This window comes from Micromonospora sp. DT44, assembly GCF_049841635.1.
Taxonomy (GTDB): Bacteria; Actinomycetota; Actinomycetes; order Mycobacteriales; family Micromonosporaceae; genus Micromonospora.
This window is the reverse complement of the sequence record NZ_JBNCKS010000033.1, coordinates 40916-66745: the sequence shown is the minus strand read 5'-3', so window position 1 is coordinate 66745 and position 25830 is coordinate 40916. Positions and strand designations below refer to the sequence as shown.

The 25830-nt window shown below is 73.1% G+C and carries 25 protein-coding genes and 3 tRNA genes; 17 read left to right on the top strand and 11 right to left on the bottom strand.

All coding sequences use genetic code 11. From position 1 onward, the window contains the following. Nucleotides 1-30: 30 nt before the first annotated feature. Nucleotides 31-1533 carry a hypothetical protein gene (locus ACLQ25_RS19805; RefSeq protein ID WP_425732296.1) on the bottom strand — a complete coding sequence of 501 codons (1503 nt, stop codon included), beginning with the start codon at nt 1531-1533 and terminating at the stop codon, nt 31-33. A gap of 174 nt (nt 1534-1707) precedes the next feature. Between ACLQ25_RS19805 and ACLQ25_RS19800 the strand changes: the two genes are divergently transcribed. The 4 genes from ACLQ25_RS19800 to ACLQ25_RS19785 all read left to right on the top strand — a co-directional run bounded on the left by ACLQ25_RS19800 (nt 1708) and on the right by ACLQ25_RS19785 (nt 3299). After that, on the top strand, nt 1708-2511 hold the full coding sequence (locus ACLQ25_RS19800; protein WP_425732295.1) for a fumarylacetoacetate hydrolase family protein: 804 nt from the start codon (nt 1708-1710) through the stop codon (nt 2509-2511). A gap of 108 nt (nt 2512-2619) precedes the next feature. Further along, nucleotides 2620-2691: transfer RNA gene (locus tag ACLQ25_RS19795), tRNA-Gln, on the top strand. 136 nt (nt 2692-2827) lie between these two features. Beyond that, nucleotides 2828-2900 (top strand) — tRNA-Glu (locus ACLQ25_RS19790). A 326-nt stretch (nt 2901-3226) separates the two neighbouring features. Beyond that, a tRNA-Glu gene (locus ACLQ25_RS19785) sits at nt 3227-3299 on the top strand. A 404-nt stretch (nt 3300-3703) separates the two neighbouring features. On the opposite strand, the gene ACLQ25_RS19780 is transcribed toward ACLQ25_RS19785, so the two are convergent. Beyond that, complete coding sequence (locus tag ACLQ25_RS19780; protein WP_091671614.1) at nt 3704-4390, bottom strand: IclR family transcriptional regulator; 687 nt, start codon at nt 4388-4390, stop codon at nt 3704-3706. Between the two features lie 49 nt (nt 4391-4439). Between ACLQ25_RS19780 and leuC the strand changes: the two genes are divergently transcribed. The 4 genes from leuC (at nt 4440) to ACLQ25_RS19760 (ending at nt 9481) form a co-directional block, all read left to right on the top strand. Further along, complete coding sequence (leuC, locus tag ACLQ25_RS19775; protein ID WP_425732294.1) at nt 4440-5885, top strand: 3-isopropylmalate dehydratase large subunit; 1446 nt, start codon at nt 4440-4442, stop codon at nt 5883-5885. A gap of 14 nt (nt 5886-5899) precedes the next feature. Next, nucleotides 5900-6487, top strand: a complete 588-nt coding sequence (leuD, locus tag ACLQ25_RS19770; protein WP_425732293.1) for a 3-isopropylmalate dehydratase small subunit — start codon at nt 5900-5902, stop codon at nt 6485-6487. 171 nt (nt 6488-6658) lie between these two features. Further along, nucleotides 6659-7330 carry an HU family DNA-binding protein gene (locus ACLQ25_RS19765; protein WP_425732292.1) on the top strand — a complete coding sequence of 224 codons (672 nt, stop codon included), beginning with the start codon at nt 6659-6661 and terminating at the stop codon, nt 7328-7330. Between the two features lie 144 nt (nt 7331-7474). Then, a complete protein-coding gene (locus tag ACLQ25_RS19760) occupies nt 7475-9481 on the top strand; it encodes an endonuclease/exonuclease/phosphatase family protein (RefSeq protein WP_425732291.1) in 2007 nt (668 codons plus the stop codon). A 137-nt stretch (nt 9482-9618) separates the two neighbouring features. On the opposite strand, the gene ACLQ25_RS19755 is transcribed toward ACLQ25_RS19760, so the two are convergent. From ACLQ25_RS19755 to cofC, 5 genes are read right to left on the bottom strand one after another with little or no spacing between them, the layout of a single operon-like run. Then, complete coding sequence (locus ACLQ25_RS19755) at nt 9619-10497, bottom strand: NUDIX hydrolase (protein ID WP_425732290.1); 879 nt, start codon at nt 10495-10497, stop codon at nt 9619-9621. After that, a complete protein-coding gene (locus ACLQ25_RS19750; protein ID WP_425732289.1) occupies nt 10485-12005 on the bottom strand; it encodes a CHAD domain-containing protein in 1521 nt (506 codons plus the stop codon). The genes ACLQ25_RS19755 and ACLQ25_RS19750 overlap by 13 nt, the downstream gene beginning before the upstream one ends. 24 nt (nt 12006-12029) lie before the next feature. Then, nucleotides 12030-14375: an RNA degradosome polyphosphate kinase gene (locus ACLQ25_RS19745; protein ID WP_425732288.1), complete on the bottom strand. Its 2346-nt coding sequence runs from the start codon at nt 14373-14375 to the stop codon at nt 12030-12032. A 54-nt stretch (nt 14376-14429) separates the two neighbouring features. Then, entirely contained in the window at nt 14430-14627 is a 198-nt protein-coding gene (locus ACLQ25_RS19740) for a cold-shock protein (RefSeq protein ID WP_007456426.1), read from the bottom strand. Nucleotides 14628-14678: 51 nt separating this feature from the next. Further along, nucleotides 14679-15326, bottom strand: coding sequence for a 2-phospho-L-lactate guanylyltransferase (gene cofC, locus ACLQ25_RS19735; protein WP_425732287.1), 648 nt, complete (start codon nt 15324-15326; stop codon nt 14679-14681). A 127-nt stretch (nt 15327-15453) separates the two neighbouring features. Here cofC and ACLQ25_RS19730 point away from each other — a divergent pair, with 127 nt between their 5' ends. The 5 genes from ACLQ25_RS19730 to ACLQ25_RS19710 all read left to right on the top strand — a co-directional run bounded on the left by ACLQ25_RS19730 (nt 15454) and on the right by ACLQ25_RS19710 (nt 20346). After that, nucleotides 15454-16188 carry a lysophospholipid acyltransferase family protein gene (locus tag ACLQ25_RS19730; protein ID WP_425732286.1) on the top strand — a complete coding sequence of 245 codons (735 nt, stop codon included), beginning with the start codon at nt 15454-15456 and terminating at the stop codon, nt 16186-16188. Continuing rightward, nucleotides 16185-17192 carry an NAD(P)H-dependent glycerol-3-phosphate dehydrogenase gene (locus tag ACLQ25_RS19725; protein ID WP_425732285.1) on the top strand — a complete coding sequence of 336 codons (1008 nt, stop codon included), beginning with the start codon at nt 16185-16187 and terminating at the stop codon, nt 17190-17192. The genes ACLQ25_RS19730 and ACLQ25_RS19725 overlap by 4 nt, the downstream gene beginning before the upstream one ends. A 7-nt stretch (nt 17193-17199) precedes the next feature. Then, on the top strand, nt 17200-18321 hold the full coding sequence (locus ACLQ25_RS19720; RefSeq protein ID WP_425732284.1) for a cystathionine gamma-lyase: 1122 nt from the start codon (nt 17200-17202) through the stop codon (nt 18319-18321). Next, nucleotides 18318-19103: a putative protein N(5)-glutamine methyltransferase gene (locus ACLQ25_RS19715; RefSeq protein WP_425732283.1), complete on the top strand. Its 786-nt coding sequence runs from the start codon at nt 18318-18320 to the stop codon at nt 19101-19103. Before ACLQ25_RS19720 ends, ACLQ25_RS19715 begins: the two co-directional genes overlap by 4 nt. A 193-nt stretch (nt 19104-19296) precedes the next feature. Next, the gene (locus ACLQ25_RS19710) at nt 19297-20346 is read left to right on the top strand and encodes an ROK family protein (protein WP_425732282.1); all 1050 of its coding nucleotides are present in this window, start codon (nt 19297-19299) and stop codon (nt 20344-20346) included. A gap of 77 nt (nt 20347-20423) precedes the next feature. On the opposite strand, the gene ACLQ25_RS19705 is transcribed toward ACLQ25_RS19710, so the two are convergent. Then, nucleotides 20424-20624 carry a DUF397 domain-containing protein gene (locus ACLQ25_RS19705; protein WP_357131155.1) on the bottom strand — a complete coding sequence of 67 codons (201 nt, stop codon included), beginning with the start codon at nt 20622-20624 and terminating at the stop codon, nt 20424-20426. Nucleotides 20625-20631: 7 nt separating this feature from the next. Next, on the bottom strand, nt 20632-21477 hold the full coding sequence (locus tag ACLQ25_RS19700) for a helix-turn-helix domain-containing protein (RefSeq protein ID WP_357131152.1): 846 nt from the start codon (nt 21475-21477) through the stop codon (nt 20632-20634). Nucleotides 21478-21751: 274 nt separating this feature from the next. Between ACLQ25_RS19700 and ACLQ25_RS19695 the strand changes: the two genes are divergently transcribed. Together ACLQ25_RS19695 and ACLQ25_RS19690 are read left to right on the top strand one after the other, a co-directional pair. Next, nucleotides 21752-21970 (top strand): hypothetical protein, encoded by a 219-nt coding sequence (locus tag ACLQ25_RS19695; protein ID WP_088946586.1) that lies wholly within the window; start codon nt 21752-21754, stop codon nt 21968-21970. Between the two features lie 172 nt (nt 21971-22142). Further along, on the top strand, nt 22143-23243 hold the full coding sequence (locus ACLQ25_RS19690; RefSeq protein WP_425732281.1) for a D-alanine--D-alanine ligase family protein: 1101 nt from the start codon (nt 22143-22145) through the stop codon (nt 23241-23243). Between the two features lie 52 nt (nt 23244-23295). Here the strand turns inward: ACLQ25_RS19690 and ACLQ25_RS19685 are convergent, their stop codons facing one another. Next, a complete protein-coding gene (locus ACLQ25_RS19685; RefSeq protein ID WP_425732280.1) occupies nt 23296-23976 on the bottom strand; it encodes a DUF3515 family protein in 681 nt (226 codons plus the stop codon). A gap of 9 nt (nt 23977-23985) precedes the next feature. Further along, complete coding sequence (locus ACLQ25_RS19680) at nt 23986-24219, bottom strand: Lrp/AsnC ligand binding domain-containing protein (protein WP_007456453.1); 234 nt, start codon at nt 24217-24219, stop codon at nt 23986-23988. Between the two features lie 153 nt (nt 24220-24372). Here ACLQ25_RS19680 and ACLQ25_RS19675 point away from each other — a divergent pair, with 153 nt between their 5' ends. Together ACLQ25_RS19675 and ACLQ25_RS19670 are read left to right on the top strand one after the other, a co-directional pair. Then, complete coding sequence (locus tag ACLQ25_RS19675) at nt 24373-25305, top strand: thiamine-phosphate kinase (RefSeq protein ID WP_425732315.1); 933 nt, start codon at nt 24373-24375, stop codon at nt 25303-25305. Then, entirely contained in the window at nt 25302-25796 is a 495-nt protein-coding gene (locus tag ACLQ25_RS19670; protein ID WP_425732279.1) for a GNAT family N-acetyltransferase, read from the top strand. The genes ACLQ25_RS19675 and ACLQ25_RS19670 overlap by 4 nt, the downstream gene beginning before the upstream one ends. The last annotated feature ends 34 nt before the right edge of the window (nt 25797-25830 follow it).

The window sequence follows — 25830 nt, the reverse complement described above, 5'->3', positions numbered from 1 at the left end:
CCCAGGGTACGACCGCCGCCCGCACGCCGGTCAGGGCATCTGCACCCGGACGCCGGCCGAGAACACCCCGCTGCGCAGCTCCAGTTGCCGGGGCGGGTCCCGCCCGTCGACGGTGAAGACCAGCGGGAGCACCACCCGACTGCCCGCGGCCACCGGGTTGGCGAAGACGTCCCGCCCCAGGTTGGCCGCCCGGGTGGCCGACTCGTCCGTGCTCACCCAACGGTTGCCGGGCAGGTAGGCGCGTTGCAACTGGCCGTGCCAGGGCTGCTCGGAACCGGTGAGGTTGCGCACACCCACGGTGGCCTGACAGCTCCGCGCGCCCGGCGGTGGCGCGCTGGCCCCCGGGGCGGTGGCCGCGCTGCCCGCCGCGCCGCACGTCATCCGGTAGACGGTGAACTCGAACGCGGACTCCCGCAGCGGCACGCCCATCGGGCCCGCGACCCCGGTACCCCGCCACGCGCCACTGGTCGGCTGCTTCTGGGTGTCGATCGACGAGACCTGCCGGGTCGCCGTCCAGCCGGCCGTGCCGATCACGCCGGCCAGGACCACCACCGCGGCGCCGACCAGCAGCCAGACCGGCGGCGTACGCCGGCGTCGGCTCGGGCTCGGCGTCGCCGGGCGGGGGTAGATCGTTCCGCGTCCACCCTCCGCCGACCCGTCGGCCAGGGCGGCGGCGGTCACCCGCCCTCCCCGCCGTCGACGCCACACCCGGGCCACGACGGCGCTGATCAGCAGCAGGATCCCCAACCCGGCCAGCAGCACCGGGTACCGCCGCCACGGCGGCCCCTCGGTGGCCTTCGCCGCCGGTGCGGCGGCTGCCGCCTGCCAGGTGGCGGTGGCGCAGTCGTACGGCCGGCTGCCGTCACTGGTGAACGCGCAGGCCGGCGCGGTCAGCGGCTGGCCCGGCGCGGTCGCGGTCAGGGCCGTACCCAGCGTCGTGCTGCTGTGGGCCGGCAACCGCAACCGCCACGTCACCTCGGCCGTCGACCCGCCGGAACGGCTGGACCGGCCGCCCGCGCTGATCGCGGTCGCCGACGATCCGGACGGCAGCTCCTGACGCACCGTGGTGTCGACCGGCGAGTTGCCCACGTTGCGGACGTGGATCCGGTAACGCGGCGCCGGACTGCTCTCGGGCGCTACCGCCACCGTGACCGGAGGCGGGGGCGCCGGCACGACGGCCCGCGTGGGCGTCGCCACCGCGGGTGGCGCCGAGGGCGGCGTGGGCTCCGCGCTGGTCACCCGCGCGGCCACCGGTACCGGCGGTCCGACCGCCGTCGGCCCGGTCGTGGGCGTCGGCGCGGCCGGTCGTGGCGTGCCGGCCGCCGGTGGTGGCACGGTTGGCGATGGCGATGGCGATGGCGATGGCGTGCCGGCCGCCGGTCGTGGCACGGCTGGCGGTGGCGTGACGGCCGCTGGTCGTGGCGCGGCCGCCGCCTCCGGGGCCGCCGCGGGCAGGGCCGGCACGGCGGCGAGGATGCCGAGGCAGTGTACGAACACTGCGAGGGCTCTGTGGTGTCGTGTCGATGCAGGCATACGAACGAACCTCCGGAGCCGACGCTAGGGCCGCCCGGCCTCCGTGCGGGTACGAAGTGCGGAATCCCGCCTCGGCCGTCCCGACCTGCGCTAAGGTGCCGCGACACTGACGGGTTGCGCACACCCGCCGGCCGTTGTGGCCGGTGGACGCGTCGGCGGGGCTAGATTGGCCGGGTGCGTATCGCTCGTTTCGCTCATGCCAAGGGAATGTCGTTCGGAGCCGTCGAGGGCGAGCCGGAGGCCGGGCCGCAGGGCCTGACCATCGCCGAGATCGAGGGTCACCCGTTCGGCCAGCTCTCCTTCAGTGGGGCCCGCTGGGCCCTCTCCGACGTCCGGCTGCTCTCGCCGATCCTGCCCAGCAAGGTGGTCTGCGTGGGCCGCAACTACGCCGACCACGCCGCCGAACTCGGCAACGACGTGCCCAAGGAACCGTTGCTCTTCCTCAAGCCGTCCACCTCGGTGATCGGGCCGCGCGACGCGATCCGGCTGCCGATCTTCTCCAAGCAGGTCGAGCACGAGGCGGAGTTGGCCGTCGTGATCGGCGCTCCGGGCGCCCGCCGGGCCGACCGCGCCGCCGCCGAACGCGCCATCTTCGGCTACACCTGCGCCAACGATGTGACCGCCCGGGACCTTCAGCGCTCCGACGGACAGTGGACCCGAGCCAAGGGCTTCGACTCGTTCTGCCCGATCGGGCCGTGGATCACCACCGGGCTGGACGTCTCCGACCTGGAGATCCGGTGTGAGGTCGGTCGCAACCCCGACGAGATGGAGGTACGCCAGCTCGGCCGGACCAAGGACATGGTCTTCGACGTGGTCGGCCTGGTGTCGTACATCTCGCACGTGATGACGCTGCTGCCCGGCGACGTGGTGCTCACCGGCACCCCGGCGGGGGTTAGTCCGCTCGTCGAGGGGGATACGGTCTCCGTGCGAATCGAGGGCATCGGCGAGCTCAGCAACCCGGTGGTCCCCGTCGCCTGATCGGTCTGATGCCCCTGTTTCCGCAGCTCAAGGGTGTTTCGGGGGGATCGGATTTGGCCTGCCGGCACCGGGAGGGTAATGTTCACTCCCGGCGCCGCAAGGGGCCGATGGGGTATGGGGTAATTGGCAGCCCGACTGATTCTGGTTCAGTTAGTCTAGGTTCGAGTCCTGGTACCCCAGCGCAGCTGGGATTCGCGAGAATCCCGGACGCTGGATTCTGACGGAGATCGGCTCCGTCCCTACGGGGGCGGAGAGTGGTCTCCGGTGGAGTGCAGCTCCTCCGCCCGACGAGGGTGGGGGAGCGAAAAGTTGTTCTGGCCCCGTCGTCTAGCGGCCCAGGACGCCGCCCTCTCAAGGCGGTAGCGCCGGTTCGAATCCGGTCGGGGCTACATCGTGCACAGCCCGTCTCACTGCGGTGAGGCGGGCTGTTTCGTGTCCGCCGCCTTGCCCGCCGGTCGCGGCCTGGCTTGGTCGCGGCCTGGCTCGGTCGCGGCCTGGCTTGGTCGCGGTCTGCCGGTCTCGGCTTGGCTTGATCGACTCGACTTGCATGAAACCGTGGTGTCCTGGGCCGGCTGACAGCCCGAGTTCACGAAAACCGAGTCGATCTGGGCCGTCCCACGTGCGGCCGTTGCCCGTACCCGCTTCTCGCCCCCGCGCGCGGTGCCGCTAGACTACAAGCCGCACCGCCCGCGAGGGCGGTGAACAGGAAAGTTCTGGCCCCGTCGTCTAGCGGCCCAGGACGCCGCCCTCTCAAGGCGGTAGCGCCGGTTCGAATCCGGTCGGGGCTACAACCAAAGGCTCACCTCGGCCCGCGAGGTGAGCCTTTCCCATATCCCCACCCGGCCCTGGCCCGGCCCAACTCGGCCCCGGCCCCCGGCCCGGTCGGCACTCCGGCCCACTGGCCCTCCCGGCGCACGGGCCGGCCCGCCCCGTTGATCAAGAGGTTCGCGTCATCGGGATCGGCGTGTCGTGACGCAAACCTCTTGATCAACGGGGGCGAGCGGGGAGGTCGGCCGGCGGGATCGGTGGGGTCGACGGGACCCGTCCCCGGCCGCGCCCGTCCCCGGCTCATCCCGTTGATCATGAAGATATTGCCACCCGCGTCGGCGTGTCGGGACAACAACTTCATGATCAACGGATGAAGGGGAGGGGGCGGGGCAGGGGGGAGGGGCAGGGGGTTGGGGGTGTTGGGTTAGAGGCCGGAGAGGCGTTGGCCGGCTCGCACCACGGCCATGGCGTGGCGTTCGCCGGGGCGGCGGCCGAGGCGCTCGATCGGGCCGGAGATGCTGATTGAGGCGATCACGCGGCCGGTGCGGTCGCGGATCGGTGCGGAGACGCTCGCCACACCGGCCTCCCGCTCGGCGACGCTCTGCGCCCAGCCCCGGCGGCGTACCTCGGCCAGGGTGCGGCCGGTGAACTTGCTGCGCGGCAGCAGCGGCATCACTGCCTCCGGCGGCTCCCAAGCGAGCAGGATCTGTGCCGCCGAACCGGCCGTCATGGGCAGCACCGAGCCCACCGGGACGGTGTCCCGCAGGCCGCTGGCGCGCTCCGCGGCGGCCACGCAGATGCGCTCGTCGGCGCGGCGCAGGTAGAGCTGGGCGCTCTCACCGGTGGCGTCGCGCAGCGCGGCGAGCAGGGGCTCGGCGGCGGTCAGCAGGACGTCCGGTGCGGCGTTGGCCAGCTCGCCGAGCCGAGGCCCGGGGCGCCAACGGCCCTGTGTGTCCCGGACCAGCATCCGGTGGATCTCCAGGGCCTGCGCCAGCCGGTGTGCGGTGGCTCTGGGCAGCTTGGTGCGTTCAACGAGTTCGGCAAGGCTGGCGCCGTCGACACAGGCGGCCAGGATGACCACCGCCTTGTCGAGAACGCCGACACCGCTCATACTGTGTCCCACAAGCCGAAACTTACCTCCCAGAATTTAGGATGTCCAGATGGTGGGAGTCACTCCTGAGCCGAGGACCCTGGCCGAGAAGGTCTGGGACGCGCACGTCGTACGGTCCGCCGCTGGTGAGCCGGACCTGCTCTTCATCGACCTGCACCTGCTGCACGAGGTGACCAGCCCGCAGGCGTTCGACGGGCTCCGGCTCGCCGGGCGTCGGGTGCGTCGTACCGACCTGACCCTCGCGACCGAGGATCACAACACCCCGACCGGGTACGACGATCCGGCGTTCCGGTCCCGCCGTGGTGACCTGCTCACCATCGCGGACCCGACGTCGCGTACGCAGATCGAGACGTTGCGCCGCAACTGCGCCGAGTTCGGGGTGCGGCTGCACCCCCTCGGCGACGCCAACCAGGGCATCGTGCACGTCATCGGCCCGCAGCTCGGCGTCACCCAGCCGGGCATGACGATCGTCTGCGGCGACTCGCACACCGCCACCCACGGCGCGTTCGGCGCGCTCGCCTTCGGCATCGGCACCAGCGAGGTGGAGCACGTGCTGGCCACCCAGACGCTGCCGCAGAGCCGGCCGAAGACGATGGCCGTGAACGTCACCGGCCAGCTCGCGCCGGGCGTCACCGCGAAGGACCTGGTGCTGGCGCTGATCACCCAGGTCGGCACCGGCGGCGGCCGTGGGCACATCGTGGAGTACCGCGGTGAGGCGATCCGCAACCTCTCCATGGAGGGGCGGATGACCATCGCCAACATGTCCATCGAGTGGGGCGCCAAGGCCGGCATGATCGCGCCGGACGAGACGACTTTCGCGTACCTCAAGGGTCGGCCGAACGCGCCCCAGGGCGCCGACTGGGACGCGGCGCTCGCCTGGTGGCGGACGCTGCCGACCGACGAGGGCGCGCACTTCGACGCCGAGGTGACGCTGGACGCCAGCCGCATCACGCCGTTCGTCACCTGGGGCACGAACCCCGGCCAGGGCGCGCCGCTGAGCGCGCCGGTGCCCGACCCGGACGAGTTCACCACCGACGCGGAGCGTGCCGCCGCACGCCGGGCCCTGGAGTACATGGATCTGCGCCCCGGCACCCCGCTGCGGGAACTGCCCATCGACGTGGTCTTCGTGGGCTCCTGCACCAACGGCCGTCTGGAGGACCTGCGGGCCGCCGCCGACGTGCTGCGCGGGCACCGGGTCGCCGACGGGGTGCGGATGCTCGTGGTGCCCGGCTCCGCCTCCGTACGCGAGGCCGCCGAGGCCGAGGGACTGGACAAGGTCTTCGCCGACGCGGGCGCCGAATGGCGGTTCGCCGGCTGCTCCATGTGCCTGGGCATGAACCCGGACACGCTCAAGCCGGGCGAGCGCTCCGCCTCCACCTCCAACCGCAACTTCGAGGGCCGGCAGGGCCGGGGCGGACGTACCCATCTGGTGTCCCCGCCGGTCGCCGCCGCCACCGCCGTGGTCGGCCGGCTGGCCGCCCCCGCCGACCTGTAGAAGGGACCGACGAGATGGACAAGTTCACCACCCACACCGGTACGGCCGTGCCACTGCGGCGGTCCAACGTGGACACGGATCAGATCATCCCGGCCGTGTACCTCAAGAGGGTGACCCGTACCGGCTTCGCCGACGGGCTGTTCAACGCCTGGCGGGAAGACCCGGCATTCGTGCTCAACGATGAAACCTATTCCGGGGCGTCGATCCTCGTCGCCGGACCGGAGTTCGGCACCGGATCATCGCGTGAGCATGCGGTCTGGGCGCTGCGGGACTGGGGCTTCCGGGCGGTCGTGTCGCCGCGCTTCGGTGACATCTTCCGCGGCAACGCACTCAAGGAGGGCCTGCTGCCGGTCGAGTTGGAATTGAAAGCCGTCGAGGAGTTGTGGGATCTCGTCGAGGCCGATCCGACCACGCCGGTGACCGTCGATCTGACCGCCCGACAGGTCCGGGCCGGGGACGCGACCTGGTCGTTCCCGCTGGACGACTTCAGCCGCTGGCGGCTGATCGAGGGCCTGGACGACATTGGACTCACCCTCCGACACGCCGCCGACATCGACTCGTACGAGGCCAGCCGACCGCCGTTCCTGCCCTCCGTGGCATAGCCGTACGCGTACTGCACATCGGATTTCGCCCTCGCCGGTCCAACCGGTGCGGGCGAATCCGTTACGACACAAGGGCTTTTTTCCGCCGAATGTTTGTGTCCAGGCACTACAGGGCATACGGTGCGCGCAGAATGGCTCGCGTCGAGTCAGTTGCACAATCGGGAGGAAGTCGTGAACAAGGCCGAGCTCATCGAGGCGCTCGCCGTTCGCCTGGGAGACCGGAAAACGGCGACGGCCGCGCTCGACGCGGTCCTCACTGAGGTCCAGGCGGCGGTCACCAAGGGCGAGAAGGTGGCGATCACCGGATTCGGAGCATTCGAAAAGCGTGTCCGTGGCGCACGAACAGCGCGCAACCCGCGTACCGGCGAGGCGGTGAAGGTCAAGAAGACGTCCGTCCCGACCTTCCGTCCCGGCGCCGGGTTCAAGGAGATGGTGGCCAGCGGCAAGGTGCCGAAGGCCACGGTGGCGGCGAAGAAGACGGCGACCACCACGGCGAAGGCGGCCGGCACCAAGGCGACGGGCACCAAGGCCACCGCTACCAAGGCCACCGCCACCAAGGCCACCGCCACGAAGGCCGCCAGCAAGAAGACGGCCCCGGCCAAGGCGAGCAAGACCACCACGGCCACGAAGGCGGCCAGCAAGAAGACCGCCCCGGCCAAGGCGAGCAAGACCACCGCGACCAAGACGGTCGCCAGCAAGAAGACCGCCCCGGCGAAGAAGAGCGCCGCGGCGACCAAGTCCGCCACGGCGAAGAAGACCACCGCGGCGGCGAGCAAGAGCACGGCGGCCAAGAAGGCTCCGGCGAAGAAGGCTCCGGCCAAGAAGGCGGCCAGCAAGCGCTGACCGACCGAGCTGCGAGGGGCGTCCACCGCGTGGTGGACGCCCCTCGTGCGTGTCGGAACCGTTGACCCGACCGGGCGGTACGCGCAGAATCGCCGTGCCGGCTCCCCCCTTCGAGTCGGTCCGTCGACGGGAAGTGGGGCGCCGGTGCGCTACCGCCAGCTCACCACCTCATCGCTCGCGCTGGGCGTCATCCTGCTGATCGACGTGCTGCGCGTCTGGCTACCCGGCATCATCACCATCTTCGGGCAGGCCGCTTCCACTCCGGCCGAGCTGATGGGCGCGTTCGCGCTCGGCTGGTTCGTCCTGGCGTTGGCCGCGCCGGCACTGGTCCGTCGGGTCGGTACCCGTCCGGTGACCGTCGCCGCTGCCGTCGTGCTGGCCGTGGCCCGGCTCGCGCTCACCGCGACCCCTGGTGGCCGCCCGCAGCTCTGGTTGGCCACCGTGGGCTTGATGGCCGGGCTGGTGTGGCTGGTCGGCGTCGCCGCCGGCACCGACCGCCCGGTGCCGGGGCTGGCGCTCGGGCTGGCGGTCAACGCCGTTGGTCACGCGCTGCTGGACACCTACGACCTCGTCTGGCGCGGCGGCTGGGCGGCCTGGCTGCTCACCGTCGTCGCGGTGGCGCTGTTCCTGCTCGACGCCGCCCTGCCCGCCGCGCCGCCCGGCCCTGGCGGGGCCCGATCGTGGCTGCTGTTCGGGCCGACGCTGCTGCTGTCCGGGATGGTGGCCCTCGCGCCGGCCCTGGCGCAGGCCGGGATGTCGTACCTGCAAGCGGATGGGGCCGTCGCCCGTTCGCCGCTGTTCGGCCTGGCGCCGGTGCCGGTCGCGGTCGCCGGATTCCTGCTGGCCGCGCTGACGGGCCCGACCCGGCCGTGGACCCGCCCACTCGGGCCGGTGGCCCTGCTGGCGGGCGCGGTGCTCTTCGCGCTCGACCGTGGCGATCTGCTGGTCGCGGCCATGCTGCTCAGCGCCGTCGGCCTCGGCGCCTGCCTGGCCCTCACCGACAGCGCGGGCCGGGCCGACAGCGCGGGCCGGGCCGACAGCGCGGGCCGGGCCGACAGCGCGGGCCGGGCCGACAGCGCGGCCCGCACCGACAGCGCGGCCCGCACCGACAGCGCCGGCCCCGACCGGGTACGGGCGGACGAGGCGGGCGATGGACTGCGGGCGGCGGCCCGCCGGGGGTACGCGCTGGCTGCCGGCATGCTCGTCTTCGTGGTCGGTTCGATCGGCTACTACTCCGCCTACGACCTCGGCTACCCCAACGCCGCCGTGCCGGTGGTGGTGGCCGCGTTGGTCGCCGGGGTGGCTGTGACGGCCCGTCCCATCCGCCGCCGGCTCCCCGGACCGTTGTCGCCCCTGCCGACCACGGCCGTGGTTACCGTGCTGGCCCTGCTCGCACCGCTGGTCAACGAGGAACTTCCGGTTGCCAGCAACCGGGAGGGCCCGCCGGAGCGGTTGCGGGTGGTGGCGTACAACATCCGGATGGGCTTCGGCCTGGACGGCCGGTTCGACCTGGCCGGACTGGCCACCGCGATCGACCGGCAGCGACCGGACGTCGTGCTGCTCAGCGAGGTGGACCGGGGCTGGCTGCTCAACGGCGGCCACGACACGCTGGACCTGCTGTCCGATCGGCTCGGCATGCCGTACGTCTTCGGACCGGCCGCCGACCCGGTGTGGGGTGACGCGGTGCTCAGCCGCTGGCCGGTCACCGCGCCGGAGTCCCTGCCGTTGCCGGCTGTCGGGGCGCCGACCGGCGCGCAGGCGCTCGCCGTGACCCTCGACCTCGGCGACGACGTGCGTACCGCCGTGGTGAGCACCCACCTGCAGCCGCCGCCCGGCCGGGGACCGGTGGTCCAGGCCCGTGCGGTCGCTGACTTCGCCATCCGGTACGCGGCGGGCCGCCCGCTCGTCGTGGCCGGCGACCTGAACACCGAGCCGGGTGACGAGGCGTTCGGCCAGTTCACGGGGGCGGGTCTGGTGGACGCGTTGGCGGCCGCCCGGCCGCTGGCGACCAGCCCCGCCGACGACCCCCGGCAGCAGATCGATCACGTCTTCGTCTCACCCGGTCTGACGGCGGCGGACCCGGTCGCGCCGCGTGGCGAGGCCAGCGACCATCTGCCGGTGGCGGTGACCGTCACGCTGCCGCCGCGCTGACCCGGTGAGCCGGGCCGACGAAGCCGCGCTGACCCGGTGCGTCGGGCTGACGAAGCCGCGCTGACCCGGTGCGCCGCACCGACGATGTCGCGCTGACCCGGTGCGTCGGCTGACCGGGGCGGATCAGTGCCCAGGCGTCAGAGGCGATCGGTGGCGAGCAGTCGGTCGCCGACGAAGGCGAGCAGCCAACCGCCGCCCTTCGGGGTGGTGAAGTCCTCGTCGGCGCGGCCGGTCAGCCGCTCCAACGCGCCGGGCAGCACCTTGCCCTGGCTGCACACCGCCACCTGCCCGCCGGCGCAGCCCAGCTCCAGCAGTTGCGCGGCGGTGGCCAGCATCCGCTCGTCGGGCTGCTGGCCCGGCTGCGGCTCGTCCAGGTCGCCGCAGACCTCGATGGGCAGGTCGAGCAGCGCGGCGGCCGGGTCCAGGGTCTGCACGCAGCGGCGTGCCGACGCCGACAGCAACCGGGCCGGCCGGACCACGGCGATCAGCGGCGCCAGCGCGTGTGCCTGGGCCCACCCCTCGTCGTCGAGCGGCCGGCCGGTGTCCGGACCGGTCCACGTGGCCCGCTTCCCGGCGTGCCCGTGCCGGACCAGCGCGACAGTCGCGGTCACCGACGGCAGCGCGGCGAACGCGGCCAGCACCTCGGCGTCGTGCGGGTAGCTGACCAGCCGGATCGCGTCGTCGACGGTCAACCACCGGATGTCGTCGACCTCGGTGCCCGGCTGGAAACCCCCCTCGGCGACGGCGAGCATCGACCAGTAGTCGACCAGTTTGGCCTGTCCCTCGCTGCGGTAGCGCACCGACGGCAGCCGCACCTGCGGTACGCCCCGCACGTCGGCCTCCTCGGCCACCTCACGGACCGCCGCGACGAGCGGGTGTTCGCCCGGTTCCAGCTTGCCCTTGGGCAGCGTCCAGTCCCCGTAGCGCGGGCGGTGCACCACGCAGACCCGTACGCCGTCGTCGGTCGGTCGCCAGCAGACCCCGCCGGCGGCCCGGATGCCCGTCACGGCAGCCATCTGGTCCGCCGTCGCCGGGTCGCCCGGTGCCACGCGTCGGGGAACCGGGCCCGCATCCGGTGGACCGTGTCGCGTTCCCGTTCGGCCAGCCGTCCGGCGGTGACCGCCACGTCGTGGTCGTCCGGCCGCTCGGCGGCGAGGGCGAGCCAGGTCTCGGCGGCCACCGCGGCGTCCTGGTGTTCACCGAGCACGTCCTGGACGCGGGCCAGCGCACGGGCCAGCCGCTGCGCGTCCCCGCCGACCGCCGGGAGGACGGCGGTGACCGCGTACCGGGCCTGTTTGCCCTGCTTGCGGACGGCGTGCCAGCGGTCGTCGGGCGCGAGCGGGTCGAGCCCGTCGACGCCGTCCGGGCCGGTGAGCTGCCGCCACGGTCGGGCCACCAGCTTCGGTAGCGTCCGGGCTGCCGGGGTGGCCGCCCGCCGGGTGAGCCGGGGCGCGCGGGCGGCCAGCACGAGGGCGTCCACCAGGGCCAGGTAGCGCGGGGAGCGCAGCGCCTCGTCGATGGCGGCGAGCGCCTGCCGCTGCCGCTGCGCGAGCGCGTCGTCGAGCCGGTCGACCGCGTCCGCGTCGAGTGGGCTGAGTGGGTCGGCGGTCGCGGTGCGCCGCAGCCGCTCGCGCAGCACCTCGGCGTCGCGCGCGCCGCCGAGCACCCCGGCCAGCCAGCGCAGCTCGTCGCGCAGCGGGCGGGCCCAGCTCCGACGGACGAGTGGACGGAAGGTCCGCAGGTCGCTGCGCAGCCGTCGGCAGGCCACCCGCATCTGGTGTACTGCGCTGTCGCCGTCGCCGGTGGAGCTGTGCAGCCGGACGAGGGGGTCGTGCGCCAGTAGCCGGCGTACCTCCTTGCGGACCGCTTCGGTGACCACCTCCCCGGCGCTCGGGTCGTCGGCCAGTTCGCCCGGTGCGACCAGGTCCGGTTCGGCCTGTGCCACGGCCCCCAGCGCCCGCACGTGCTTCGGGGTGAACGAGCCGGCCCGCGCCCCGGCGTCGCGCAGCACCGCGCCGATGCGGCCCAGCAGGTCACGGTCGCCGGCCTTGCGTTCGACCTCCACCTCGCGGAACTCACCCGTGGTGGCGCCGGCGTCGTCGAGGACGCTCACCCGGTCGTCCACCACCTCGGCGAGCACCGTGCCATCCTCGGCGCACACCTCGTGGGCGTGCCGGACGGTACGCACCACCGTGACCGGTGTCAGGGGCGCACCCCGGTGCAGGGCGGTGACCAGCTCGACCAGCTCCGGCGGCGGCTGCCCGGCCGGCCCGGGACGGGAGATCTCGTGCCGGACGCCGGGCGTGCCGGTGGGCAGCTTCACCGTCCACGGCGGCTCGTCCCCGTCACGGTGGCGAAGGGAAGCCCCGGCGCGGGCCAGCCGCAGGTCGACCGTGTCGAGGTAGCGGGCGACGAGCGTCACCGGCGGCAGCGCCCGGACCCGCCCACCGACCGGTGCGGTGGCGGACAGGTCGGGTAGCACGAAGGTGTCGTCCACCTCGTACTTCTGCTCCTCCTCGACCATCAGCTCAGCCTAGGCGGTGATCGCTCAGCCGGCTGTGCCACCGACGCGGCGCAGCAACAGTTCCTGCAGATGTGCGCGGGCCGTTTCGTCGCCGCCGGTACGCCGGGTCCAGGTGCCGTCGCCGGCCAGCTCGAACGCGTCGACGTCCGGGCTCATGGCGGCGGTCAGCACGTGGTCCAGCTCGGCTCGGGCGATCGGGTCGCTCACCTGCACGAGCGCCTCCACCCGCCGGTCCAGGTTGCGGTGCATCAGGTCCGCCGAGCCCATCCAGAACTCGGCCTCGCCGTTGTTGCCGAAGCGGAAGATGCGGGAGTGCTCCAGGAAGCGGCCCAGGATCGAGCGGACCCGGATGTTCTCCGACAGCCCCGGCACCCCGGGACGCAGCGTGCACATGCCCCGGATGAGCAGGTCGACGTGGACGCCGGCCTGGGAGGCCCGGTACAGCGCGTCGGTTATGCCCTCGTCGACCAGCGAGTTGACCTTGAACTGGACCAGGCCGGGCATGCCGAGGCGGACGTGCGCGATCTCCCGCTCGATCCGTTCGATCAGTCCGCTGCGGATGCCCTGGGGGGCGACCAGCAGTCGCCGGTACGCGGTCTGCCGGCTGTAGCCGGTCAGCACGTTGAACAGGTCGGTGAGGTCCGCTCCGATCTCCGGATCGGCGGTGAGCATGCCGAAGTCCTCGTACAGCCGCGCGGTCTTCGGGTGGTAGTTGCCGGTGCCGATGTGGCAGTACCGGCGGATCTGGTTGCCCTCCTGCCGGACCACCAACGCGGTCTTGCAGTGCGTCTTGAGCCCCACCAGCCCGTACACCACGTGACAGCCGGCGCGTTCCAGGGTCCGGGCCCAGCCGATGTTGGCCACCTCGTCGAAGCGGGCCTTCACCTCGACCAGCACCACCACCTGCTTGCCGGCGGCGGCCGCGTCCACGAGCGCGTCCACGATCGGCGAGTCACCGCTGGTCCGGTAGAGCGTCTGCTTGATGGCGAGCACGTTCGGGTCGGCGGCGGCCTGCTCGATGAAGCGCTGCACGCTCGTCGCGAACGAGTGGTAGGGGTGGTGCACCAGGATGTCCCCGTCGCGCAGGGTGGAGAAGACGCTGCGCGGCACCTCACCCTCGGTGAGCCGGGGGTGCGTGGCCGGTACGAACGGCGGGTCCTTCAGATCCGGGCGATCGGCCTCGCCGTACACCTGCCAGAGCGCGGACAGGTCGAGCAGGCCGGGCACCCGAAGTACGTCCTGGTCGTCCATGTCCAACTCGCGGACGAGCAGTTCCAGCATGTGGTCGGAGATGGAGGCGGCGACCTCCAGCCGCACCGGAGGGCCGAACCGGCGGCGGGCCAGCTCCCGTTCCAGCGCCTGGAGCAGGTCCTCGTCGCGGTCCTCGTCGACCTCCACCTCGGCGTTACGGGTGACCCGGAACAGGTGGCACTCGACCACCTGCATGCCGCTGAAGAGCTGACCCAGGTGCACCGAGATCAGGTCCTCGACCGGCAGCATCCGTACGCCCGCCTGGTCCCGGTCGACGCGGACGAACCGCGGGACGTTGTTGGGCACCTTCACCCGCGCGAACAGCTCGGAGCCGCCGTCCGGGTCGCGGACGGCCACCGCCAGGTTCAGCGAGCGTCCCGAGATGTACGGGAACGGGTGCGCCGGGTCCACCGCGAGCGGGGTCAGCACCGGAAAGATGTGCTCCCGGAAGTAGGTGCGCAGCCGCTCCCGTTCGCCGTCGCCCAGATCGCCCCAGCGCAGGATGCGGATGCCCTCGTCGGCCAGCTTGGGCAGCACGTCGTCGACGAAGCAGGCGGCGTGCCGGGCGCCCAACGCGGCGGTCCGCTCGGCGATCAGCTCCAACTGGGTACGCAGGGGCAGCCGGTCTCCGCCGCGCACCGGCAGGCCGGCGGAGAGTCGTCGCTTCAGCCCGGCGATACGGACCATGTAGAACTCGTCGAGATTGCTGGCGAAGATGGCCAGGAACTTGGCCCGCTCCAGCAGGGGAGTGCGCTGGTCCTCGGCGAGGGTGAGCACCCGCGCGTTGAAGTCGAGCCAGGAGAGCTCCCGGTTGAGGAAGCGGTCCTCCGGCAGCGGGGGAGGGGTCGGGGCCTCCCCGTCGTCCCCGGCGGGTGGCGGGCCCGGCTGGAGCCCACCGGCCGCCGGGCCGTCCGTCTCGGTGGTCGTGACGGCGGGGTCGAGGACCTCGTCCAGCCCGGAGGAGGCGCCCCCCGGGTCGTCGGCGAGCGTGTCGGCGCGGGCGGCGCCGGCCCGTTCGGCCCGGGACGGGCGGAAACGGCCATCGGTGCCGCGGATGCGGGCGCCGTTGCGGGGGTCGGTGGCGGGCGGGGTGACCGGGTGCTCGCGAGGGGTGCTCACCTGCTCATAATCACCCGATTCGAGTTAACGCAAAATGAACTTGGCCCTGCCAGCTCAGTTCATCGTCGGCAATGTCACCCGGACGACCTCGCCGTCGGGATCGGTGTCGATGCGGACCCGCTGGCCGAGCCGCAGCAGCCGCAGGCCGGAGGCGTCGAACGCCCGGGCGGGAAAGCGCAGCTCGGTGCCGTCGTCGAGCAGCAGGACACCGCTGCGCGTCGCCGCGTCGTAGCTGGCCACCGTGCCCTGCATGCTGGCACCGTACACCGGCAAGGTCACCCCGGTGCGGCGCGGCCGGCGCCCTCAGCTCGTGGCGCGCGCCGGGCGGACCGTGGCGAGCAGCGCGGCCGTGCGCGGCCCCAGACCCAGGCGGGCGGCCTCGGCCAGGTCGTCCGCGGTGTCCACGTCACGTCGCAGACTCGGCCAGTCGCCGGTCAGCGGCAGCGCTCCGCTCGCCTCGTGCGCCGCCGCCGAGTCGATCCCGAACCGCGGATCGAGGTCGACGCCCGGCGGGGCGGTGAGCAGCACGGTCCCCGTACCGGGCGCGTCCGCGACGAACCGGCGTACCCCCTCGGCCCCGCGCCGCGCCGCGAGCAGCGCGGCGGCCAGGTCCTGCGGGCGCAGCGCCGGCAGGTCGGCGGTGAGTCCGGTCACCCACCGCGCCACGGTCTGTGCCGCGCCGTGCCGGAACGCCGCGTTCAGGCCGGCGTCCGGCAGGTCGGCGAGGGTGCGCGCGCCGAGGGCCCGCGCCGCCTGCGCCACCCGGTGGTCGTCGGTCACCACCAGGGCCTCGGCGACCGCCGGGCAGGCCAGCACCGCGCGCAGGGTGTCGGCCGCCAGCGCCAGCGCCAGCTCCTCATGGGGTACGCCGGGCAGCGCGCCCCGCAGCCGGCTCTTGGCTCCGGTCAGACGCTTCACCGGCACCACGACGGCCCACCTCGGCTGAATCACGTCCGCAATCCTGCCAGCCGGACGACGGGACCCTCGCTGGCCGTACCGGGGGCGAGCAGGCATGATTTCCGCTGCGGGTGTCGCGGGTGGGGCGCGCGCGGTGGGGTCGGCGCGACGAGGAGGCACAGTGGCACGGCGGAGGCTGGGGTTCTGGCAATGGTTCGCCGTGGGGCTGGTCAAGCCGGTGATGACCGTCTGGACCCGGCGGACCTGGCGCGGCCAGGAACACCTCGCCGGTGACGGCGGCGTGATCATCGTGCCGAACCACATCTCGCACGCCGACCCGCTGGTCTCCGCGCACTTCGTCTACGACTCCGGCCGGTGGCCCCAGTTCCTGGGCAAGGCCAGCGTGTTCCGGGTGCCGGTGGTCGGCTGGATCCTGCACCGCTGCCGGCAGATCCCGGTCGAGCGGGGCAGCGTCGAGGCGGTCCGCTCGCTTGACGCGCTGGTCGCCGCGCTCGACCAGGGCGGTGCGGTCGTGATCTACCCGGAGGGCACCACCACCCGGCAGCCGGAGCTGTGGCCGATGAAGGCCAAGACCGGCGCCGCCCGGCTGGCGCTGGCCACCGGGGCGCCCGTGGTGCCGGTGGCGATGTGGGGGCCGGAGCGGATCTTCGACCCGCGTACCAGCCGGCTCAACCCACGCCCCCGGCTCCCGGTCACCGTGGTGGCCGGGGAGCCGGTCGACCTCAGCCGCTGGGCGGACGCGCCGCCGACCCGGGAAACCCTCGAAGAGATGACGGACGCCATCATGCTGCGGCTGCGGGACATGCTCGCCGAGATCCGGGGCGGGACCCCGCCACCCCTGTGGGAACGGCCGGCCCGACCGTCCGTCGAACGGCCTGAGGGCGAAGCGGCATGAGCGGCCACGTCGCGGTGCTCGGTGCCGGCTCCTGGGGCACCGCCTTCGCCAAGATCCTGGCCGACGCGGGCCGGGACGTGACCGTGTGGGCCCGCCGGGCCCCCGTTGCCGAGAGCATCCGTACCGAGCGTCGCAACCCCGAGTACCTGCCGGACCTGCTGCTGCCGGCCCGGGTTACCGCCACCACCGACGCCGCCGAGGCGATCACCGGCGCCGAGGTGGTGGTGCTCTCCGTGCCGTCGCAGACCCTGCGCGGCAACCTCGCCGAGTGGGCCCGGCACCTGCACCCGGACTCGACGCTCGTGTCGCTGATGAAGGGCATCGAGCTCGGCACCACCAGGCGGATGAGCGAGGTCATCGTGGAGACCGCCGGGGTGGCCGCGGACCGGGTGGTGGTGGTCTCCGGCCCGAACCTGGCCCCGGAGATCGCCGCCGAGCAGCCGGCCGCAACGGTGGTGGCCGGCACGAACGCCGACCGGGCCACGCTCGTGCAGTCGTCGATCCGTACGCCGTACCTGCGCCCGTACACCAACGACGACGTGATCGGCTGCGAGTTGGGCGGCGCGGTCAAGAACGTGATCGCGCTGTCCTACGGCATCGCCACGGCGATGGGCTTCGGCGACAACACCCGGGCCATGCTGATGACCCGGGGGCTCGCCGAGACGGCCCGCCTGGGCGTGGCGCTCGGCGCGGACCCGATCACCTTCGCCGGCCTGGCGGGTATGGGCGACCTCGTCGCCTCCTGCTCGTCCCCGCTGGCCCGGAACCGCACCTTCGGCGAGCACCTGGGTCGGGGCGAGACCCTGGAACAGGCCCAGACCGCCACGCGACAGACCGCCGAGGGCGTCAAGAGCTGCCTCGCGATCCGCGACCTGGCCCGGGCGCACGGCGTCGAGATGCCGATCACCGAGCACGTCGAACGGATCTGCCACGAGGGGATGGACCCCCGTCTCGCCGTCCAGGCGCTGATGAGCCGCACCGCCAAGCCCGAGTCGTACGAGTGAGGACCTGATGAGCGAGTGGGGAGACGGCACCCGCTGTGTACGCGCCGGCCTGCCGGAGCCGGCACCGGGTGACCCGTTCCTGCCGGGGCCGGTGTTCGCCGCGCCGTACCACCTCGACCCGCGGCAGGGGCCGGACGCATCGCCGAACGGCTACGGTCGCCCCGACAACCCGACCCGGCGGCTGCTGGAAGCCGCGGTGGGCGAGTTGGAGGGCGGGGACTGTCGCGTCTTCGCCAGCGGTCAGGCCGCCATCACCGGCGCGCTGTTCACCCTGCTGCGCCCGGGGGACACCGTGGTGCTGCCCTCCGACGGGTACTTCCCGGTGCGGGCGTTCGCCACCGCCGTACTGGAGACGATCGGCGTACGGGTGCTCTTCGTGCCGACCGTCGGCCCGTACCCGTCGTTCGAGGGCGTCCGGCTGGTGTTGGTGGAGACCCCGGCCAACCCGGGCCTGGACGTGGTCGACGTGGCCGCCCTGGCGGAGCGGGCGCACGCCGCCGGCGCCCTGCTCGCGGTCGACAACACCACGGCCACCCCGCTCGGGCAGCGTCCACTGGACCTGGGCGCCGACCTGGTGGTGGCCTCCGGCACGAAGGCGCTCACCGGCCACTCCGACCTGCTGCTCGGCTACCTGGCCAGCCGGTCCGCCGAGGTGGTGGAGGCGGTGACGCTCTGGCGTACCAGCACCGGTTCGGTGCCCGGCGCGTTCGACGCCTGGCTGGCCCACCGGTCGCTGGCGACCCTCGACCTGCGGCTGGCCCGGCAGAGCGCGAACGCCGCCGCCGTCGCCGACCTGCTGGCGGCCCGTGCGGACGTGACCGGGCTGCGCTGGCCGGGGCTGCCGGACGACCCCGCGTACGCGGTGGCCTCGACGCAGATGCGCCGGATGCCCGGGGTGCTGTCGTTCGACCTGGGCGACGCCGATCGGGTCGCCCGCTTCGTCGATGCCGCCCGGCTGGTGGCGGCCGCCACCTCCTTCGGCGGTCTGCACACCACCGCCGACCGGCGGGCCCAGTGGGGCGACGACACCGCGCCCGGTTTCGTCCGGCTCTCCTGCGGCGCCGAGGACACGGCCGACCTGGTGGCCGACATCGCCGCCGCGCTGGACGCCAGCGCGGTGCCTGAGTGAAGTCACCGTCGATCGACCGGCCGGCCCTGGTGGGCCGGCTGCGCGCCGCCGGCTGTGTGTACGCCGAGGACGAGGCCGAGTTGCTGCTCGCCGCCACCGACGATCCGGTGGCGCTGGCCGAGCTGACCGACCGCCGGGTGGCCGGTGAGCCGCTGGAGTACGTGCTCGGCTGGGCGGAGTTCTGCGGCCTACGGATCGGCGTCGACCCGGGCGTCTTCGTGCCGCGCGGCCGGACGGCCCTGCTGGTCGAGGTGGCGGTTGAGCTGACCGGTCCCGCCCCGGCCGTGGTCGATCTCTGCTGCGGCTCCGGGGCTGCCGCCGTCGCGCTGGCGCACCGGCTCGCGCCGCGCTGGCTGGCCGCCGCCGACATCGACCCGGTGGCGGTGGCGTGCGCCCGGCGCAACCTCGCCGGGCTGGCCGCCGAGGTGTACGAGGGTGACCTGTTCGCCCCGCTGCCCCAGCGCTGGCGGGGGCGACTCGATCTGGTGGTCGCCAACGCACCGTACGTGCCGACCGACGCGGTGGCCCTGATGCCGCCGGAGGCGCGGCTGCACGAGGCCCCGGTGGCGCTCGACGGCGGGCCGGACGGGCTGGCCGTGCTGCGCCGGGTGGGCGTCGAGGCGGCGACCTGGCTGGCCCCGGGCGGTCACCTGGTGGTCGAGGCCGGCGAGACGCAGGTGGACGCACTGTGCGCGGCCCTCCACACGGCCGGCCTGACGCCAACCGTCCACCACGACGAAGACCGGGAAGCAACGGCGATAACAGCCCGCCGTCCCCGCTGACTCCTCCCGTCCCCGCCCTTCGCTCCCCGCGATCTTGCACTTTCGGTGGTGGAGATGTGCCTTCGCGTGCCGTTTGTCGGCACAGAAAGTGCAAGATCGCGGGGATCCAGGGTCGGGAGGGGGAGTGACGTGGCGGGGGAGCGGGGTTGGCACTAGCCTCGGCTCACACTCATGAGGGCGGGAGGCGGTTGCGGTGGGCAGCGCAGGGGTGCCGGTGGTCGTCGGCCTGGACAACGGTGGCACCAGCAACAACGCCACCGTGCTGACGGTGGACGGCCACTTCCTGGTCGACGGCCTGCTGGAGATCCCCAGCGAGGTGCAGGCCGGCCCGGAGGCGGCGATCGAGGCGCTGGCGCGGGCGCTGGACGGGGCGCTGGCGCAGACCGGCGTCCCCCGCGAGCTGGTCCGGGCGGTCGGGCTCGACACCCCGGGTCCTGCGAGCGCCACCGGCGTCATCTCGTCGCGCGGCTCGACCAACTTCTCGCAGCCGGCCTGGCGTGGCTTCGACGTCCGAGGCGCGTTGGAGCGTCGGCTGGGCCTGCCGGTGGTCTACCACAACGACGGCAACGCGGCGGCGCTCTACGCCCACCACGTGTACTTCGGTGACGAGGCGATGACCCGGTCGTCGGTCTCCGCGATCGTCGGCACGGGCCTCGGCGGCGGGGTGGTCGAGGGCGGCAGGGTGATCGCCGGCGCCGCCGGCATGGCCGGCGAGCTGGGTCACGTACACATCCCGCTGGGCGGCCTGCTCGGTCCGGAGCAGTCGGAGCCGACCTGCGCCTGCGGCTTCACCGGCGATGTCGAGAGCATCGCGTCGCTGACCGGCATCGAGCGCAACCTGCTGCCGTACTGGCTGGCCCGCTATCCCGACCACCCCCTCGCGGCCGAGCCGGTGGCACGGGCGGCGAAGCTCGTGCGGGGCTACGGCGAGCGGGGTGACGCGTTGGCCCGGGACCTCTTCACCCAGCAGGCGATGGCGCTGGGCCGTCTGTTCACCCTGGCGGCCAACTTCACCGACCCGCACGCGTACTTCGTCGGTGGCGGTGTGGTGGAGGCCGCACCGGCATTCCGGGACTGGTTCCTGGCGACGGTCCGCGAGCACACCGTGCTCCGCGCGGAGCAGGCCGCCGTCGCCACCTTCGCGCTCGTGCCGGAGCGCGACATGGCCGGCGCCCGTGGCGTGGCGATCGCCGCCCTGGAGGCCGTACGTGCCGCGCCGGAGCCCCGCCCGCTGGTCGCCTGATCCCGCCCCCGCCCGGCCGCGCCCCGCGTTCCGGGCTGTGTCAGCCCGGTCGGCGGGGCGCGGGTCCTACTGGCTGGTCAGCGGCGCGGTGGGGCCTGGGCGAAGGTGGCCCAGGCCGCCGGGGGGAACAGCAGGGCCGGGCCGGCCGGGTCCTTGGAGTCGCGGACGGCCACCAGTCGGGGGATCGCGGCCACCTCCACGCAGGCTCCCTCGTCGCCGCTACGGCTGCTCTTGCGCCACGCCGCCGTGGCCAACGCCGCTGAGATCGTCGGTGTCATCGGTCTCCTACCGTCCCTTCAGGACTGACAGGAGCATCGCCCGGCTGTCCGCCGGACTGAGCGCCACGCTGCGCAGATGCTCCATGATCTTGGTGCAGGTACGCGTCTCGCCCGCCCGGTCGAGGATCATCTGACCGGCGACGGTCTCCACCGAGGCGATGATCGGGTCCTCCGGATCGGCGAACTCCAGGATGTGCAGCGAGCCACGGGTGCCCCGGTGGTAGCCGGCGGAGAGGGGAATCACCTGGACGGTGATGTTCGGCAGCTCGGCCATCTTGACGAGGTGCCGTAGCTGGCCCTCCATCACCGACTCGTCGCCGACGGGGCGCAGCAGCGCGCCCTCGTCGATGATCGCGTCGAGGATGGGTGGGGTGTCAGCGGTGAGCCGTTGCTGGCGGTCGAGCCGGATCTTGACCCGCTGCTCCACCAGCTCGTCGCCCAGGGTGTGCGGGCCGCCGCGCATCACTCCGCGGATGTAGTCGGCGGTCTGCAGCAGGCCGGGCACCACGGACGGCTCGAAGTTGGAGATGGCGGTGGCCTCCGCCTCCAGGGCGATGAAGTCGATGGTGCGCGGGTCGAGCAGGTACGAGTACGACACCCACCAGCCCGGCTTGCGCGCGTCCTTGGCGAGTTGCACCGCGGCGGCCACCTCCTCGGACGTCACCCCGTACGAGGTGAGCAGGGCGCGCACGGTGGCCGGGCTGATCAGTGTCTGGGCGTTCTCGTAGCGCGAGAGGGTGCTGCGGGTGCTGTTGATCTCGTCTGCGGCGGACTCCAGCGTCAGCCCGGCGGCTTCCCGGAACTGGCGTAGGGCGATGCCGAGTCGGCGGGCACGGGCGGTCTTGGGGGCCATGCATCGATGGTCGCACACATTTATGGGAACGGGTACATGAGAGATGGCCGATGAGAGTTGCATTCATGGCTGTAGACGTGTCAATCTGTTATCGCGTCCTCACCGCCGGTTGTCGTGGCGACGGTGGTGGTGAGCGACCGGAGGGGATAGGGCGCGCGGCGATCGGGTTTCTCCCCCGTACCCGATCGCCGCGTGCCGCCCGTGCCCGCCCGCCGGAAGGGGACGACGTGCGTACCGGTCCGAAGTCTCCGCCCCCGCGCTGCGGGGTTCGGGGATGACCCGCTTCCTGGTCGTGCTCACCGACGTGCGTCCCGTCGAGGGCATCGACCGCAACGAGCGGGTCGCCCCCGAGCGTCGCCGCCAGGTCGTGGGCGCGAGCAGTAGGGAGGCCGCCGACCGGATCGCCGGCGCCTTCATGGCGCTGGGCATGGTCCGGGCCGGCCGGCAGCGGGTCAAGGTGATCGCGGTCGGTCGCCGGCACTCCCGGGACTGATTCGACCCCACCATTCCGTCACACACCGTATATGCTCTGTTGACCGAATGCCGTGTCGCGTCGTGGCTCGCCGGGTATCGCCGCGCCTGATCGCCACGCACAGTAAGGTCAACCGGGTGAGCGCCACCGGCGAGCACGACCAGCCGCAGTCGCGTACGAAGAGGTGACCGGAGTGACCACCCCAGGCAAGACCCGCGTGGCGATCGTCTTCGGCGGCCGCAGCCCGGAGCACGGCATCTCCTGCGTCAGCGCCGGCAGCGTGTTCGGCGCCCTCGACCCCGACGAGTACGAGGTGGTGCCGGTCGGCATCACCCGCGCCGGCCAGTGGGTGCTGACCAGTGGCGATCCCGCCCAGCTCGCCATCGACGCCCGCCAGCTCCCGGAGATCACCGCAGAGTCCGGCGCGGACATCGTGCTCCGCGCCGACCCCACCGGCAACGGGCTGATGGTGCTCGACCCGACCGAAGGCCCCCGGGCGCTGGCCGACGTGGACGTGGTCTTCCCCGTCCTGCACGGCACGTACGGCGAGGACGGCACCATCCAGGGCATGCTCGAGATGGCCGGCATCCCCTACGTGGGGGCCAACGTCTTCGCCTCCGCCGCCGCGATGGACAAGGAGTTCACCAAGAAGCTCTGCTCCATCGAGGGCATCCCGGTCGGCGCGTACGCGGTGCTGCGCAACGGGATGACGCTGAGCGAGCAGGACAAGAAGCGGCTCGGCCTGCCGGTCTTCGTGAAGCCGTCCCGCGCCGGCTCCTCGTTCGGCATCACCCGGGTCACCGACTGGGCGCAGCTCGACGAGGCGGTCGCCACCGCCCGGCAGTTCGACCCCAAGGTCATCATCGAGGCCGCGATCGTCGGCCGCGAGATCGAGTGCGGTGTGCTGGAGGGCGAGGCCGGTGGCACCCCCGAGGCGTCGGTGCTGGCCGAGGTACGCGTCGTCGCCGACCACGACTTCTACGACTTCGAGGCCAAGTACCTCGACGACTCCTGCGAGTACGACATTCCGGCCGGCCTGCCCGACAAGGTGACCCGCCAGGTGCAGGAGTACGCGGTTCGCGCGTTCACCGCGCTGGACTGCGCCGGCCTGGCCCGGGCCGACTTCTTCGTCACCCCGGACCTGGACATCTACCTCAACGAGATCAACACGATGCCCGGGTTCACCCCGACGTCGATGTTCCCCCGGATGTGGGCGGCCTCCGGCCTGGAGTACCCCAAGCTGGTCAGCCGGCTGATCCGTACCGCCCAGCGGCGCGGCGTCGGCCTGCACTGAGCCGAGGACGTCCTCGACGCGTGGCCCGTCGTACGGGCCACGCGTCGGCGCGTCAGCCCTGGCAGCCGGCGGGAACGGTGCCGCCCGAGGGCACCGACGCCACGATGGCGCTGGAGATCGGGGCGGCCCACTGCAACGGCTGCGTGTAGGAGCGCGGGATCCGGACCGTCACCGGCGTCTCCCGGTCAACGGTGGTGAGCACCGTCATGTCGGTCTGCTCAACGGGGTGCCAGCAGACCCGGTTGACCACCCAGACCTCGTCGGTCGCCGGAATGGTCTGCTCGGCGCCTCCGCAGGCCACGGTGAGCGCGGGGTCGCCGTACGCGGCGTTCTGCTCAGGGCCCGCCGTGACCGGACGCTGGGTCAGGTCGCGGATGGTCTGCGGGAGCTGGGAGAGCAGCGCCCGACAGACCGTGGCGGGGCGTTCGGCCAGCGCCGGCGCGGCCATCTCGACCGGCGCGCTGGACTGTGCCCGGGTGGTGCTCGCCGACGGGCTCGGCGCGGCGGCCGGCGTCTCCGGGGCGAGTTTGGCAAAGGCCAGCACGGCCACCAGCAGCGTGACCGGTAGTGCGATCACCGTGGCGAGCAGGGCCGCTCCCCGGACGGTCCGGTCCCGGCCGGCCGGCGCGTCGGCGGCCGGATCGGCGTCCGCGCGGGTACCTTCAGCCGGCTCGGGCGAGGTGTCCGCCGGCTCCCGCTCGCCGTCGTCCCGAACCGCCGAGGGGGTCGTCATCTCGTCCACTTACAGCCGCACCACCGAACACGTGAGGGTGCGGGTGATGCCGGGCACCATCTGCACCTTGCTGACGATGAGTTTGCCGAGCTCGTCGACGGTGTTCGCCTCGGTGAGGACGACCACGTCGTACGGCCCGGTGACGGCGTCGACGCGTACCACGCCGGCGATGTCCGCGATGAGACCCGCCACGTCCCGTGCGCGGCCGACCTCGGTCTGGATGAGGATGTACGCCTGTACCACGACTCGACCTCCGTCCGTCGCCGCCCGAAGGCGGCCCGAAGGGTGAAACTACCTTACGGACCAGGTCCGATCCCTATCGGTGGTCAAGGAGCAGCGGTGAGCGAGCGCGGCGGTGTCGGGCAGAACGGGTCGAACGCCGGCAGTGCCGCCAGCGTGGCCGGGATCGGCGAGTTCGGGCTGATCGGGCGGGTCACCGCCCGCCTGTCGATGGGCCCGACGACGGTGCTCGGGCCGGGTGACGACGCGGCGGTGGTGGCCGCGCCGGACGGCCGGGTGGTCGCCTGCACGGACGTGCTCGTCGAGGGGCGGCACTTCCGGCGGGACTGGGGGTCGGCGCGCGACGTCGGTCACCGGGCCGCCGCCGCCAACCTGGCCGACGTCGCGGCGATGGGCGCCGTCCCGACCGCTCTGCTGGTCGCCCTCTGCATGCCCGCCGATTTAGAGGCGAGCTGGGCGGAGGACCTGGCCGACGGGTTGGCCGCGGAGGCCGCCACGGTCGGCGCGAGCGTGGTGGGCGGGGACATGTCGTCGAGCCCCACCCTGACCATCGCGGTCACCGCGCTGGGCGACCTCGGTGGCCGGGCGCCGGTGGTGCGCTCCGGCGCCCGTCCCGGCGACGTGCTGGCCCTGGCGGGCCGCATCGGGTACGCGGCGGCCGGGCTGACCGTGCTCAGCCGCGGCTTTCGTACTCCCCGGCTGCTGGTCGAGGCGTACCGGCGGCCGAACGTCCCCTACCCGGCCGGACCGCAGGCCGCCCAGCTCGGCGCGACTTCGATGATCGACGTCTCGGACGGGCTCCTCGCCGACCTGGGACACGTGGCGCGGGCCAGCGGTGTGGCGATCGACGTGCGCCGCGACGCCTTCGAGGTGCCCCGGCAGATGGCGGATGCCGCGCAGGCGCTCGGCGTCGACGCGTACACCTGGATCCTGGCGGGTGGCGAGGACCACGCGCTGGCCGCGACCTTCCCCCCGACGGTGGCGTTGCCGCCGCAGTGGCGGCGCATCGGCACGGTGACGGACGGTGTCGGGGTGACGGTCGACGGCGGCGCCTACGACGGGCCCCGGGGCTGGGACCACTTCCGATGAGGTCATTCGGCGGCCGTACGCTGGATACCGTGAGTGAGATCGAGATTCGGCTGGTGCGGTTCGACGCGCCGGTGGCGCAGCAGTTGATCAAGGCCGCGTTGGCCGACCTGGCCACCCGGTACGGGGGCACCGGCGACGACACCCCGGTGGTGGCGAGCGAGTTCGAGCCGCCGGACGGCGCGTTCCTCGTCGCCTACCTGGCCGGTGAGCCGGTCGGCTGCGGCGGCTGGCGCAGCCACGGCACGGATACCGCCGAGCTGAAGCGGATGTACACCGCCCCGGCCGCGCGTGGACGTGGCGTGGCGCGGACGGTCCTCGCGGCCGTCGAGCGCTCGGCCCGGGAGCACGACCGCAAGCGGATGGTCCTGGAGTGCGGGGACAAGCAGCCCGAGGCGATCGCCATGTACGCGTCCGCCGGTTATGACCGGATTCCCAACTTCGGGTTCTACAAGGACGCGGAGGGCTGCGTCTCCTTCGGCCGCACGCTCTGAGCGACCGGCGTCAAGCCGTACGCGGACATGACAG

What these genes read in the sequence shown, in the direction of transcription:
- ACLQ25_RS19805 (WP_425732296.1), bottom strand. Translation starts at nt 1,533, where the DNA reads ATGCCTGCATCGACACGACACCACAGAGCCCTCGCAGTGTTCGTACAC.
- ACLQ25_RS19780 (WP_091671614.1), bottom strand. Translation starts at nt 4,390, where the DNA reads ATGAGCGGTGTCGGCGTTCTCGACAAGGCGGTGGTCATCCTGGCCGCC.
- leuC (WP_425732294.1), top strand. Translation starts at nt 4,440, where the DNA reads ATGGTGGGAGTCACTCCTGAGCCGAGGACCCTGGCCGAGAAGGTCTGG.
- leuD (WP_425732293.1), top strand. Translation starts at nt 5,900, where the DNA reads ATGGACAAGTTCACCACCCACACCGGTACGGCCGTGCCACTGCGGCGG.
- ACLQ25_RS19755 (WP_425732290.1), bottom strand. Translation starts at nt 10,497, where the DNA reads ATGGCTGCCGTGACGGGCATCCGGGCCGCCGGCGGGGTCTGCTGGCGA.
- ACLQ25_RS19750 (WP_425732289.1), bottom strand. Translation starts at nt 12,005, where the DNA reads ATGGTCGAGGAGGAGCAGAAGTACGAGGTGGACGACACCTTCGTGCTA.
- ACLQ25_RS19740 (WP_007456426.1), bottom strand. Translation starts at nt 14,627, where the DNA reads ATGCAGGGCACGGTGGCCAGCTACGACGCGGCGACGCGCAGCGGTGTC.
- ACLQ25_RS19725 (WP_425732285.1), top strand. Translation starts at nt 16,185, where the DNA reads ATGAGCGGCCACGTCGCGGTGCTCGGTGCCGGCTCCTGGGGCACCGCC.
- ACLQ25_RS19720 (WP_425732284.1), top strand. Translation starts at nt 17,200, where the DNA reads ATGAGCGAGTGGGGAGACGGCACCCGCTGTGTACGCGCCGGCCTGCCG.
- ACLQ25_RS19705 (WP_357131155.1), bottom strand. Translation starts at nt 20,624, where the DNA reads ATGACACCGACGATCTCAGCGGCGTTGGCCACGGCGGCGTGGCGCAAG.
- ACLQ25_RS19700 (WP_357131152.1), bottom strand. Translation starts at nt 21,477, where the DNA reads ATGGCCCCCAAGACCGCCCGTGCCCGCCGACTCGGCATCGCCCTACGC.
- ACLQ25_RS19695 (WP_088946586.1), top strand. Translation starts at nt 21,752, where the DNA reads ATGACCCGCTTCCTGGTCGTGCTCACCGACGTGCGTCCCGTCGAGGGC.
- ACLQ25_RS19685 (WP_425732280.1), bottom strand. Translation starts at nt 23,976, where the DNA reads ATGACGACCCCCTCGGCGGTTCGGGACGACGGCGAGCGGGAGCCGGCG.
- ACLQ25_RS19670 (WP_425732279.1), top strand. Translation starts at nt 25,302, where the DNA reads ATGAGGTCATTCGGCGGCCGTACGCTGGATACCGTGAGTGAGATCGAG.